This is a genomic window from Mesorhizobium temperatum (assembly GCF_002284575.1).
GTDB lineage: Bacteria > Pseudomonadota > Alphaproteobacteria > Rhizobiales > Rhizobiaceae > Mesorhizobium > Mesorhizobium temperatum.
On the sequence record NZ_NPKJ01000066.1, the window covers coordinates 251,733 to 263,868 of the forward strand.

Sequence of the window (12,136 nt, forward strand, 5' to 3'; positions counted from 1 at the left end):
TGCTTGATCAGATACTCTAACGTCGGTGATTCCGCTCATGGCTCGACCTTGGGCTCGACCTTGTGAAGGTTCGGGAAAATGGTGTTCCAGTCGTCCTTCATGTCCACGACGGTCCAGCCATTCGCCTCGGCTTCATCAAGCGCCTTGTCGAGAAGGCCGATGGACGATTGCCGGTCATAGGCCCATTCGCGTTCCGCATCGGTGTGATGAACGATCAGTCCGAAGCGCGCCCCAGACGCGGCCGTCGTCCATTGCAGCATCTGCAGATCGCCGTCGGAATTGCCGAATGCCGCGATGGGCCGGCGGCCGATATGCTTCTGGATGGCGACCGGCTTGTCGGCCTCGTTGTCGATGAAGTCGACCTCCGGCAGCTTGACGAGAACCGGCTTGCCATCACGGATCTCGAATTTCAGCCTGCCGCTGCTGCCGATCACCTGCTCCGGCGGAATGCCGTAGACTTCTTCAGCGAAGACCCGCATGAACTCGATGCCACCGCCGGAGACGATGAAGGTCTTGAAGCCATTGGCACGGAGATAGGCGAGCAGTTCGAGCATCGGCTGATAGGCCATTTCGCTGTACAAGCGGCCGGTCTTCGGATGCTTCGCGGTGGCGATCCAGGTGTGGACAACACCCGCAAATTCCTCGGATGTCATCCCCGCATGGGTCGCGACCATGATCTCAAAAACTGCCGGCTTGCCACCGGCGAGCGCAGCTTTGAGGTCGCCCCTGAGCAGAGAGGAAAAGGGTTCCTTGTCCTTCCACTCGGGATGCTGTGGAGCCAACGCCTTCACGCGATCGAGTGCGAAAGCAAGCTGGAAGTATATCGGCTCCTCGGACCAGAGCGTGCCGTCATTATCGAATGTCGCGATGCGTTCGGACTCGGGCACGAAATCGGGAGAGCCTTGCGATGTCACCCGCTCGACGAACGCGACGACGGACTGCTTGGCTTGACCTTCGTTCCAGGATGGAAGTGCATCGGCAGCGTGTGCATTGGTGGTCGCAGCCAGAGTGCCAGCGAACACAGCAGTCATAAGGCCGTCTTTGATTTTCATTGCACTTTCTTCGTTCGCTAGGGCCGCGCCCGCCATCGAGACGGGCGCATCCTTTGAATGGACTTGGCGTTTTCTTCAGCGCGGCATCACTGCCGCGCCATTGCGACGCGCAGGGCCTCTTCCGGCGAGACGTGGTGGTCGGCATGCTCGGCGTCTTCGCCAATGGCGAGTTGCACGCCCTTTATGACTCCATTGAACTGGTTTCCACGCGGGCCGTAGTCTGGCGAAACGGGCGCTCCGGTGTCGCAACCGATATCGCAGCCATCGTCCGCCGAGAAGACCGAGGGCGCGGTTGCGCCCACAGCGCCTTCTCCGACCTTCTTGCTGTCGATGAACAACGACACCGTGCCGCCCTTCGCAGGACCGCCGCCTGCATAGGCGAATTCCATGCGGACCTGATGCGATCCTGGCGGGATAGCGTCGGCGGATTCGGCGAAGAAATGCTGTACGCCGATCAGGTTGTAGCAGTATTTGAGCTTGCCGCCCTTGGCGTAGAGGCTCCAGCCGCCGATATTGGCGCCCTGCGAGATGATCACGCCTTCGGCGCCTCCGTCCGGCACCACGATCTCGGCGGTCACCGAATGCGACTTGTTCTTCATGTTGAGAACGGAGTTCTCCGAGAGCCGACCCATGCCTCCGAACAGGATCTGGGATTTCCCCTTGATCAGAACCGGCCGTCCCGCCAGATCAGAATCAAAGCGAGCGGCGACATTATCGTCCAGCGGCAGCACATTGTAGCGGGTGGCCTCGATCAGCCACAGGCGCTGAAGCTGATGCAGCTTCTCCGGCATCTGCTTTGCCAGATTGTTGGCCTGGCTCCAGTCCTTGCTGGTGTCGTAAAGTTCCCAGACGTCGTCGTCGAAGGGGGGAACCGTCTCCCCATGCAGCAGCCACGGCGTCTTGTGCCGCGTCACCGCGGTCCAACCCTTGTGATAGATGCCACGGTTGCCGAACATTTCGAAGTATTGGGTCTCGTGCCGCTCCGCTGCCTTCGCTTCGTTGAACGAATAGAGCATGCTGACGCCTTCGATCGGCATCTGGGCAACCCCGTCCACCGCCTGTGGTTGCGGAAGCCCGGCCGCCTCCAGTATGGTCGGTGCGACATCAATGACATGATGAAACTGCGAGCGAATCTCGCCCTTGCCTGCGATCCCGTTTGGCCAGTGCACGATCGTGCCATTTCGGGTCCCGCCCCAGTGCGAAGCGACCTGCTTTGTCCACTGGTAAGGCGTGTTCATGGCGTGCGCCCAGCCGACAGCATAGTGGTTGTAGGAGTCCGGTCCGCCGAGCTTGTCCAGCCGCTCCATGAGGAATTGTGGCGTCTCGAGAGCGGCCAGGCCATTGAAATTGGCCATTTCGTTGTAGCAGCCGATCAGGGTTCCCTCGGCCGAAGCGCCGTTGTCGCCAATGATATAGTAGATCAGCGTATCGTCCATCAGCTTCATCTGGTCGAGGCTGTCGAGGAGCCGCCCGACGTGGTGGTCGGCGTATTCCAGGAATCCGGCGTAGACCTCCATCTGACGCCTCAGAACAGGCTTCATCTCCTCGGGCATTTCATCCCAGGCAGGAATCTGCTCGTGGCGCGGCGTCAGCTGGCAGTTGGCAGGGATGACGCCGAGCTTCTTCTGGCGGGCGAAGGTCTCCTCGCGCAGTTTGTCCCAGCCCTGATCGAACTTGCCCTTATACTTGTCCGCCCACTCCTTCGGAACATGGTGGGGAGCGTGGGTTGCGCCGGGCGCGAAATACATGAAGAAGGGCTTGTCCGGTATCAGCGCCTTCTGCTGGCCGACCCAGGCAATCGCCTTGTCGGTCATGTCCGCCATGAAGTGGTAGCCTTCTTCCGGCGTTTTGTGCACCTCGATCGGCGTGGTGCCCTCATAGAGAGAGGGATACCACTGGTGTGCCTCGCCGCCGATGAAGCCATAGAAATATTCAAAGCCACCGCCACCGGTGGGCCACGCGTTAAACGGTCCTGCCGGGCTCGTTTCCCACACAGGGACCTCATGGCATTTGCCAAACTGTGCGGTCGCATAGCCGTTCAGCTTCAGCGTCTTTGCCAGTGGAGCAGCCGTGTTCGGCAGGACCGAGCAATAGCCGGGCGACCCGCTGGCGATCTCGGTAATGCCGCCCATGCCGACAGAGTGGTGGTTGCGACCCGTGAGCAGCGCCTGGCGCGTCGGCGAGCAAAGAGCTGTCGTATGGAAGCGATTGTACTTAAGACCGCCGGCAGCCAGGCGTTCGGCGTTGGGCGTCTGGCAAGGACCGCCGAAGGCGCTTGAGGAGCCGAAGCCCGCATCGTCGATCAGGATCACCAAGACGTTTGGGGCGCCCTTTGGCGGACGCAGTTGCTCGATAACCGGATACTTCGATTCCGGATCCTTGGCGTCGTAGGTGATGAGACCGGTTCGCGGACGTGTCGGTATTGGAAGGACGCTACGGTTGATCTTGTCTGTGCTATCGCTCATCGTGATCTCCCCTTTGGCGGCGCCTGCCACTTATCTTTGGAAGGCAGGTGGGTTGCCCTTCGTGAGGTTTGCCTATTGTCGCTTAAGGCGGAAGGTAATTAACGGTAACCTACGGGCAGAATCCGCTCGGCCGCGCAAAAGTCGGTCGTTGAGGTGAGTCCGGCTTTCCTCAATGAGCCAAGGAAGAACTCCACGTCCGGCGCCGCCGATGTCATATCTGCTACAGCGCCGGCCGTTGAGCCGACGGTAAAACGACGGCTGGACCTTTTCCGTCACACCCTATTTCTGGGCCGCGGGTCTATCGAGGAAGACGAACTCGCTTGGGCTTCCCGTTGTTGAGATCGACGCAGATTTAAGCGACATCCTCGACAATCTCGATTTCGCTGCCATCGCGATCGTCGACGCGCGCTACGGCCGCTACACTATCTCCTCTTGCTGCGTGTTCTTCATCAAATCCGGCATTTTTTTCGAGCCAGGCACGTTGACGCTCAGTCTCGTATCCGCCTTCGCTGAAAATCGCTGCCGCCATCGCAGCGAGCACTCCGCGTGGCGTGGCAGCGTCTGCCGACAGCTTGGTGTAAATTACATCCGCGGCGCAACGTGAGCATGGCGCTGCAAGCGACAAGGCGCTTCATGTCTGTCGCATGGTGACCCTCTTCTCCGCAGCGCAGGTGTTGCTGATCGATTCAAAGCCAACCCGATTTTCAATCCATCGATATTGTCCGCAGGCAACTTGAACGCTTTTCTCTCAGTCGGCCGCGACCTGCCAGGTATCGTCCGGGTTGAAGCGGTCGATGTATTTGACGATCTGCTCGGTGGTTGGGCCGAGGTCGGTCTCGTAGACGACGCCGTGCTGGTTGACGGCGAAGGTTTTCACGCCGGTTTCGCCGTATTTGGCAGGCCAGGCGATGAGGCCGAAGCCGGCGATCATGTTGCCGTTTATGACGTAGTCGTAGGCGCCGCCGGCGATATGGTCGCCCTGGCCGGTCAGAATCTTGTACTTGTAGCCGAAATAGCCTTCGCCCTTGGCCGCGTCCTCGAGCTCGGCCTGATCGATATTGCCACCGGCCGGACTCTCGCCGTTGATGTCGTCGCTCGGCCAGTAGAGCCCGTCGGTCGCGCCTTCCGAGCTTATCAGTTTCTGCGCGAACTCCTCCACCCCATCCTCGTCGCGGTCCTGCGATGAATAGTCCTCCTGCGCGTCGACAAAGGCGCGCATCGTCTCGATCGCGGTGAGCTCGTTCTCGCCGACATACCGGTTCACGATCTCTTCGAGCCCGGCATAGGTGTCGAAAGCCCACTTGCCGTCCTCGCCCTTGACGATCGGAAAAGGCAGCGGCCACAGCTTGTCGCCGATCTGCAACGTGCGGCGGTCGCCTTCGCCATCGAGGACAAGCTGCTTGGCCACACCCTCCTTGATCGCCGCCAGCGTCTCGTCCGCGTTCTCGTCGGCCTTCAGCTTTTCCGCATCGAGGCCGAGAAGGGCGGCAACCGCACCGTTGCCGGCGTCGTTCAGCGCCTTCTTGAACGACTCGACAGCCGCCTCCGGCGTGTCGAAGACGGGCGGCTCGGCGGCGGCCGCAAACGCAGTGATCTCCGGCGCTTGCGGCGCGTCCTGCGCGGATGCCGGCTGCGAGACAGCGATGCCGGCTGCAAGCACCACGGCACAGACAGAGCGGAGAACGATCGTATGCAAAAGTCCCGTGTGACGGGTGGTGCTGAACATCTGTATCATGATCCTGTCCTCCCGTTCCGTTAACGCCGGCGTCCGCCACTGGGGCGCCTGATCTGCTTGTGGCCGCCGCCACGGCTGCCGCCGCCCATCGACTTGTTGCCGCGGTTGGAACTCACCCTCGTCACCTTGCCGCGATCGACATTGCCGAGCCCCGACGGTTTCTTCGGCCGGTTGTCGACCCTGGCTGCGGGTTTCGGCTTGCCGGCCGGGCGGTTCACCTTGGCCGGCTTCGCCGCTGGGCGATTGGCGGTAGGCTTGGCCGCAGGTTTCTGGATGTTGGCGGGCTTGGCGGGGCGGGTCACGTTGGCGGGCTTCGCCTTCAGCCCGTCCAGCGTGCTCTTGCGGATGTCTCTCGTTCCGGCCGTCTTGCCCGGCACCCTGTTGGCGAGTTTGTCGTTCTTCTTGATGTCGCGCGCGCGGTCCCGGATGGCGTTGTCGCCATTCTTCTCGATCCGGCTCTTGATGTTGCTCTGGTCGAACTTATTGAACTGGTTGCGATCAATGTTGATCTTGTCGCGGTCGATGTTCTTCCAGTCGACGTCGTTGAAGTTGATCTTGCCGTTGAAGTCGCGATTGTTGAAGCAATTGTTGCAGTCGATGTTGATGTCGTTGCCGTCCCAGCGACCGCCCCAGACGCCCCAGTCGTTCCAGTCGACGGCGGCGCCCCAGACCGCGCCCGTCACCATGCCTGCGAAGAAGGTCGCTGTCGGATACCAGTAATAGGGGTACGGGTCGGGATAATAGCGGATCGGCTCCCACACGTAATTCGGCTCATAAAACATCTGCGGCGGATATTGCGGGACGTAGATCACTTCAGGGCTCGCCGACTTGATGACGAAATTGTCGTTCTCCTTGACCACCTGGATCTTGTCGTCGGTCTTGATGACGCCCTTAGCGACCGCCTCGTCGCGCAGCTGCTGGATGGCAACCAGCACGTCCTTCTGCTGGTAGGCAATGGCGTCGCCGAGCGCCTGCGTCCACTCGAGGTCGTCGCTCATCATCTTTACAATGTCCGGATAGTTGAGCAGCGACACAACCGAGCCGTCCCAGCTCTCCTTCGGCTTCAGGCCCTTGTCCTTCTCGTACCGCTCGAGGAAGCGCGCCGCCTCGACGATCTGCAGCGGATAAAGCGCAGCCGCGGTGATCACCGCGATCAGCTCGTCCGGGTAGAGTGCGATCCGCGCGACCAGCACCTCCATCTCGTCCGCGCTCAATGGCTCCGGCGCCGTCACGTCGGCGGACGCGCCAGCCGCCGCGACCTGTTCTTGTGCAAGGGCAGGATGCGCCGAACCAAACCCGGCAAGCAGCAGCGTCAGCGCCGCCGCGCCGACCTTCAACAAGTCATTGCCCGTCATGCTTCGATCCTCCCTGTCTGTCTCTGTCCGGGCAGGCTTTGCGCCGGGCCTTTTTAGTAGTGTTTGTCACGTTCTGCGTGCAATGCAGCGGAAACCTAAATGGCACGGGTAACGTCTCCGTCCTCGCAGAGGTTCCGCCACGGGAATTCGCCCTGCCACGTGTTGGCCATTCGGCTTCGCCACAGCGTGCCGTCATTGTCGAAGACGGCGACGCGCTCTGCTTCGGGCACGAAGTCTGCCGCGCCTTCCGCAGTCACGCGTTCGACGAAGGCGACGATGGACTGCTTGGCCTTTCCGTCATTCCAAGATGGAAGCTGATCGGCGTTCTGCGCGGTGGCAGAGGCAGCGACCCCCAGTAACAGGAGGATGGACAACAGGTAGCGCTTCGCGGCGTAGGCAAGATTGGTCATAGTTTGATGTCTCCTCCAGGTCAGCGCCCCTCGGGAGCGCCATCATCAAACATGCCTTCGACAAAATCGTCCTTCGTGAGGTTTGCCTATTGCCGCTCGGGGCGGAAGGTAATTAACGGTAACCTACGGGCAGAATCCGCTCGGTTGCATCGAAAGCCGGGGTGTCTAGGATACGGTCTAGCTCGACGGGACAAATGACCGGTAGGGAGATCCAATTCCCGGTGTCGATATCGCGCAATAGCCTTGGTTGGGTCGGTAAGACGTTGCGGGTTGTTGGGAACCGCCCGCTACAAGCATGTCAATCCTCGGTCATGGGCAGATACAGCTTCGCCAGCAACAGTCCGACTACGTAACTTACATAGTGATACTGGCACCATCAAAAAGACTATGCGCATTCTAGCGAAGGGATGGCGCTATGGCAGCAAACGGCAAACCTCCTGATAGGGAGCAGACATATTCGGCGACGCCTTTCGCATCCCGAATTTGCGATCCGCAAATTGATGAGCCGTAGTGAGGCATTCCGCGACAGCCTGTCGAATCCGATCGCCTCAAACTTTGCGGCTGTCGATGATGTAGCTGACCGATCAGTTTGACGGCGGGATAAGCTATTGGGCTGAAGTGAACGGATCGGATGGATTTTGCTTTCGCACCGGTCACGCTCCTGTTTTCCGAACTAAGAATCGCCGAGCACTGGATTGGAGATGAAACATGAACCAAGCAATCCTGAAGTTGCACTTTAGATCGCGGCCGCGATCTATCGGAATAGCGGCAATCTCAATCGGGCTGGCACTTTCCGTTTCGCCGTCGTGGGGCCAGAACGTCATCGACGCCGATGCTGACGGTATCCTTAAGGCGATGACGAACCATCTCAAAGGCTTGCAGGCGTTCACGGTCGACTATGACACCGATCATGAGATCGTCGATCTGGCCGGCCAGAAGCTGCAGTACAGCGCTTCCGGCTCCGTCCAGGCGTCCCGCGGCGACGGCTTCCACATGACCCGCAAAGGGCCTTTTGCCGATGTAGAACTCACCTTTGACGGCAAGATAATCTCGCTCTACGGCAAGGGCATGAACGTCTATGCGCAGTTGGACAGTCCTGGGGCGTCGATTGATGAGGCGGTCGAGGAATTCAGGGTGTCGACCGGGCTCGACGTTGCGGGCGCCGATTTTCTAGTCACCGACCCTTATACCGTTTTGACCGAAGGCGTTACGTCGGGGAGACTGGTCGGCGATGCCTTTGTCGGCGGCGTCGAATGCGATCACCTGGCTTTTCGCAATGACGACGTGGACTGGCAGATCTGGATCAGCAAAGGCGCCCAGAAACTGCCTGTCAAATATGTGATCACCACCAAATGGGTGACGGGCGCGCCGCAATATTCGTTGCGGTTCGGCAACTGGAAAGCCGGCGAGGTCGACACCAGGCTGTTTTCGTTCAAGCCTCCAGCCAACGCGAAAAAGCTGGAACGGATAGACTCCGACGAGGTCGGCGAACTTGTACTGGAGGGCAGCAAATGAACGCGCGGCGCATGTTTCGTAGTCATCTCTCGGTCGCCGCTGTTATGACGGCGTTTCTTGTAACCGATGGCCTGATGGACGGTTACTTCATTCCGGCAGGTTCGATCGTTCCCACCGCGGAAGCGCGCGTCGGCAGGCCGCTTACGCCCCGCAGCGTCGCCGGCGTCGCGCGGCGCACAACGCGCAGGGTCGTCCGCCGCTCGACGATATACGTGGCGACGCTGCCCCCCGCCTGCTTTCGGACTAGCATCAACGGCGCTACGGTTTGGCAGTGCGGCGGCACATACTACCAGCCCTATGGCGGCCGTTACGTCGTCATCTACGTGAACTGATCGTAGCCGCCCAAAGCGGGAGGGTCTCCAATGACAGTACAACGACTGGGGCTGAAACGACCGGTCGGCGGCGTTTGCAGGAATGTTGATGGCGGCCCGCTTTTCGCAAGGGCTGTGATGCCAACCGATAATCTCTGCTTGTGACCGTAAGCGGCGAACACCATAATTGACTGCGCCCTTAGCTTGCAGCCACTCTCCCCGGAGACGTAGCATGCAGCCACAACAGTTGCCCATAAAAGGGCGAGGAGCCAATATGTGCAGCTGCGGCATTCAAAACTCGAGGCGCTCATGAAGAACAAGCTACGGCTCGGGTTCTTGCCAGTTGTCGTCGTGCTCTTGCTAGCGCTCTTGCAGGGAACTTCGCTAGCTCAACAGCCTTCCCCCGACCTTCCGCCCGAAAAGGCAAAGCAGTTCCTCGAGCTTTTGTCCGATCCGGAACTAAAGGCATGGCTCGAGGGAAAGATTCCAGCGGCCACGGACGAGCCCGGCCTGTCCATTTCCGAGGACATCTTGAGCCTGGAGGCGGGTATTCGTGCCCGTATCGGTGCGCTCGGCGCCGCGATCCCGCGCCTGCCGGAAGAACTGTCACGCGCCGCCGACGTTGTCTCGCGTGACGTGAACTCCGGCAGGCCAGGGCTGGTTATGGGCATCCTGGCGGTCTTGATCGCGGTCGGATTCGGAGCCGAGTGGGCGGTCCGACGAGCGCTCGCCAGGACGAGGAGCGCGGTTGCTCAGGAAGACGCCGGACAAGCGATCCTCTTCGAGACTGTCGCCCTGCTGACTTTTGCGCTTGCCAGCGCCGGTTCGTTCTTGGCGTTCGGATGGCCACCCTTACTCCGCAGGATCATTCTGACCCTGCTTCTTGCGTTCATCGCGTTCCGTGTCGTTCGCGCGGCAGCCCGATTGCTGTTTGCGTTCGGCGGTGCGACGAGCGACCCCTCGGACAGGCCGACTCCGCTTTTCGAAAGCGAGGCTTCGACCCGTTTCTGGCGTTGGCGAGTCAGCCTTGTGGCCGGGTTCCTGTTGTTCGGCTGGGCGATCGCCAGCCTCATGCCTGGCCTGGGCTTCTCTCGAGAGGTTGCAGGGCTCGCCGCCTTCCTGTTCGGGCTTGGCATTCTGGCGACCGCAATCGACGTCGTCTGGCAACGGCCCGACGGGCGAGGCTCTCTGGTCAAGCAATCGTTTCTCACCTTGTTCCTGATCGTGCTCTGGGTGGCGTGGGTCGCCGGCCTGCTCGGCGTCCTGTGGCTTGGGATTTTCGCCCTGGTGCTGCCGACAGCCTTGCGCGGCGTCGGCGCCGCGGCACAGGCCTTCGCCGGCAGGTCGAAGCGCAGCGGCGCGATGGGCGTCGTACTCAACGTGCTCATTGTCAGGGGCGCCAGGGCGGCAGTCATTGCCGCGGCGGTGGCATGGCTCGCCTATATCTGGCGGATCAGGGCCACGAGCCTCGCCGGCAGCGAAACCGGCGGCTTCCTGATAACCGGGCTGCTCAACGGCATCATCATTTTGCTGATCGCCGACCTGCTCTGGCAACTGTCGAAGGCCTTGATCGAATATCACATGAACCTGGCGCCGGCGGATGGGAGCAGCGCCGACCAGCTGGCCCGCAGCGGCCGGCTGCGCACGCTGTTGCCGATATTCCGCAACGCCCTTGCCGTGTTCATAGCCGCGGTCACCGTGCTAACGATCCTCGCTGGGCTCGGCGTGCAGATACTCCCGCTGATTGCCGGCGCCGGCATCTTCGGCATCGCCATCGGCTTCGGCTCGCAGACCCTGGTCAAGGACGTGCTGAGCGGCGTGTTCTACATGATGGACGACGCCTTCCGGGTCGGTGAATACATCCAGAGCGGCAGCTACAAAGGCACGGTCGAATCCTTCAGCCTGCGTTCGGTGCGTCTGCGTCATCATCGCGGCCCCATCTATACCGTCCCGTTCGGTGAGCTCGGGGCAGTCCAGAACATGAGCAGGGATTGGGTGATCGACAAGATGATAATCAACGTTACCTACGATTCCGACGTGGATCTGGCGCGCAAGCTCATCAAGAAGATCGGCCAGGAGCTGGCGGCAGACCCGGAATTTGCGGCCGACACGATTGAGCCGCTCAAGATGCAGGGGATCGACAGTTTTGGGGAATACGCGATCGTTCTGAGGATAAAGTTGACGACGAAGCCCGGGACCCAATTCGGCATCAAGCGGCGCGCATACATGATGATCAAGGCGGCATTCGCGGAAAACGGTATCAAGATGGCGGTTCCCACCGTTCACGTCGAGAGTGGCGGGGAGACTGCGGCCGCTGCTCATCAGGCAAACCAAACCTTGAAAAAGAGCAAGGCCCCCTTGGAGGCGGTGAGGGACACGCCATAGAGCTGCGCGGTCGGAGGTCCAATTGCGGGCCAATCGATTAGGGCTGGTGATGGACAAGGGCAGGCATGTCTTCTGAAATTCGCCGAGTGGCTCGCTTCTGAATTTTCCTGGCGGTGCCGGCTTCATTTCTTTGGAAACAGAAGTGTAACGCCGGTGCGGAAACCGAATCCTTCAGGCCCGCCGTCCGGGCTCTCGGCCCAGTAGCGCACGCCCGCGCTCAGGCTGATTGGCTGCTTGTCGATCACAACCAGCTTCGAGACCTGGACGTTGATCGGGACCGACCATTGATGCGTTTCCCAATTGTAGGCACTCTCGGTATTGAGCGTGAAGGTCCAGGCATCCTTCGTCGTGTAAGAGACGAAAGGCTGCAGGAACGTGGAGTTTATATCACTGCGGTCGCTGTCGCCTGCAAATGACCAGATATGGTTGGCCAGCATACCGACCGTCCACCCATCGAATTGCTTCAAGACGACGGCGGTCGGTCCCGCCCCCCATTTTTTCCCGCCAAGCAACTCGTCAGTCGCAGTCGGCAACAGAAACACCGGGCCGACACCCCAGATGATCCCGCTCACCGTGGGTTGGGAAGGCGAGAAGAACAGGCTTTGGCTTATGTCGCCAAGCCCGGACTGGTCGCCGGATGGTCCTGCAATGTCGTGCTGCCAGGCAATCGGCAAGATGGTGCGCGATATCAGGTTCCAGTTGTCGTTGAGCGTGATCGGGATGACCGGCTGCACGTTGACATAGGCTTTGTCACCATCGTTCGGGCCATAGCCACTGTCGTAGTTGAACTGGAACGGCACGCTGATCAGCGAGGCGATCGGATTGGATAGCTTCTTGGCGAGGTCCTGGGTGTTATCCTGGGCCCACGCGGCCGTGACGACAAGCAGGGCCGGGAGCAAGGCTGCCAT

Annotated in this window: 10 protein-coding genes; 3 read left to right on the forward strand and 7 right to left on the reverse strand. The window is 60.5% G+C overall.

Annotated features, from left to right (window positions below; translation table 11 throughout):
• Positions 1–35: 35 nt before the first annotated feature.
• From CIT26_RS25885 to CIT26_RS25905, 6 genes are all read right to left on the reverse strand, one after another.
• Complete coding sequence (locus CIT26_RS25885) at positions 36–1,052, reverse strand: HAD family hydrolase (protein ID WP_095495196.1); 1,017 nt, start codon at positions 1,050–1,052, stop codon at positions 36–38.
• Between the two features lie 86 nt (positions 1,053–1,138).
• Positions 1,139–3,517 (reverse strand): arylsulfatase, encoded by a 2,379-nt coding sequence (locus tag CIT26_RS25890; RefSeq protein ID WP_095495197.1) that lies wholly within the window; start codon positions 3,515–3,517, stop codon positions 1,139–1,141.
• 352 nt (positions 3,518–3,869) lie between these two features.
• Complete coding sequence (locus tag CIT26_RS36800) at positions 3,870–4,046, reverse strand: hypothetical protein (RefSeq protein WP_167391538.1); 177 nt, start codon at positions 4,044–4,046, stop codon at positions 3,870–3,872.
• A gap of 219 nt (positions 4,047–4,265) precedes the next feature.
• On the reverse strand, positions 4,266–5,252 hold the full coding sequence (locus CIT26_RS25895) for a DUF2950 domain-containing protein (RefSeq protein WP_245319556.1): 987 nt from the start codon (positions 5,250–5,252) through the stop codon (positions 4,266–4,268).
• A gap of 20 nt (positions 5,253–5,272) precedes the next feature.
• The gene (locus tag CIT26_RS25900; RefSeq protein ID WP_095495198.1) at positions 5,273–6,607 is read right to left on the reverse strand and encodes a DUF3300 domain-containing protein; all 1,335 of its coding nucleotides are present in this window, start codon (positions 6,605–6,607) and stop codon (positions 5,273–5,275) included.
• Between the two features lie 95 nt (positions 6,608–6,702).
• Positions 6,703–7,017, reverse strand: a complete 315-nt coding sequence (locus CIT26_RS25905; protein ID WP_245319557.1) for a hypothetical protein — start codon at positions 7,015–7,017, stop codon at positions 6,703–6,705.
• A gap of 708 nt (positions 7,018–7,725) precedes the next feature.
• Between CIT26_RS25905 and CIT26_RS25910 the strand changes: the two genes are divergently transcribed.
• From CIT26_RS25910 to CIT26_RS25920, 3 genes are all read left to right on the forward strand, one after another.
• Positions 7,726–8,532: a DUF2092 domain-containing protein gene (locus CIT26_RS25910; RefSeq protein WP_095495199.1), complete on the forward strand. Its 807-nt coding sequence runs from the start codon at positions 7,726–7,728 to the stop codon at positions 8,530–8,532.
• Positions 8,533–8,606: 74 nt separating this feature from the next.
• Entirely contained in the window at positions 8,607–8,864 is a 258-nt protein-coding gene (locus CIT26_RS25915) for a hypothetical protein (protein WP_425350381.1), read from the forward strand.
• 288 nt (positions 8,865–9,152) lie between these two features.
• Positions 9,153–11,228, forward strand: a complete 2,076-nt coding sequence (locus CIT26_RS25920) for a mechanosensitive ion channel family protein (protein ID WP_095495258.1) — start codon at positions 9,153–9,155, stop codon at positions 11,226–11,228.
• Positions 11,229–11,350: 122 nt separating this feature from the next.
• Here the strand turns inward: CIT26_RS25920 and CIT26_RS25925 are convergent, their stop codons facing one another.
• The gene (locus tag CIT26_RS25925; RefSeq protein WP_095495201.1) at positions 11,351–12,136 is read right to left on the reverse strand and encodes a hypothetical protein; all 786 of its coding nucleotides are present in this window, start codon (positions 12,134–12,136) and stop codon (positions 11,351–11,353) included.

Coding starts and splice junctions, on each gene's coding strand:
- CIT26_RS25885 (WP_095495196.1), bottom strand. CDS start 1,052: ATGAAAATCAAAGACGGCCTTATGACTGCTGTGTTCGCTGGCACTCTG.
- CIT26_RS25890 (WP_095495197.1), bottom strand. CDS start 3,517: ATGAGCGATAGCACAGACAAGATCAACCGTAGCGTCCTTCCAATACCG.
- CIT26_RS36800 (WP_167391538.1), bottom strand. CDS start 4,046: ATGGCGGCAGCGATTTTCAGCGAAGGCGGATACGAGACTGAGCGTCAA.
- CIT26_RS25895 (WP_245319556.1), bottom strand. CDS start 5,252: ATGATACAGATGTTCAGCACCACCCGTCACACGGGACTTTTGCATACG.
- CIT26_RS25900 (WP_095495198.1), bottom strand. CDS start 6,607: ATGACGGGCAATGACTTGTTGAAGGTCGGCGCGGCGGCGCTGACGCTG.
- CIT26_RS25905 (WP_245319557.1), bottom strand. CDS start 7,017: ATGACCAATCTTGCCTACGCCGCGAAGCGCTACCTGTTGTCCATCCTC.
- CIT26_RS25910 (WP_095495199.1), top strand. CDS start 7,726: ATGAACCAAGCAATCCTGAAGTTGCACTTTAGATCGCGGCCGCGATCT.
- CIT26_RS25915 (WP_425350381.1), top strand. CDS start 8,607: ATGGACGGTTACTTCATTCCGGCAGGTTCGATCGTTCCCACCGCGGAA.
- CIT26_RS25920 (WP_095495258.1), top strand. CDS start 9,153: ATGAAGAACAAGCTACGGCTCGGGTTCTTGCCAGTTGTCGTCGTGCTC.
- CIT26_RS25925 (WP_095495201.1), bottom strand. CDS start 12,136: ATGGCAGCCTTGCTCCCGGCCCTGCTTGTCGTCACGGCCGCGTGGGCC.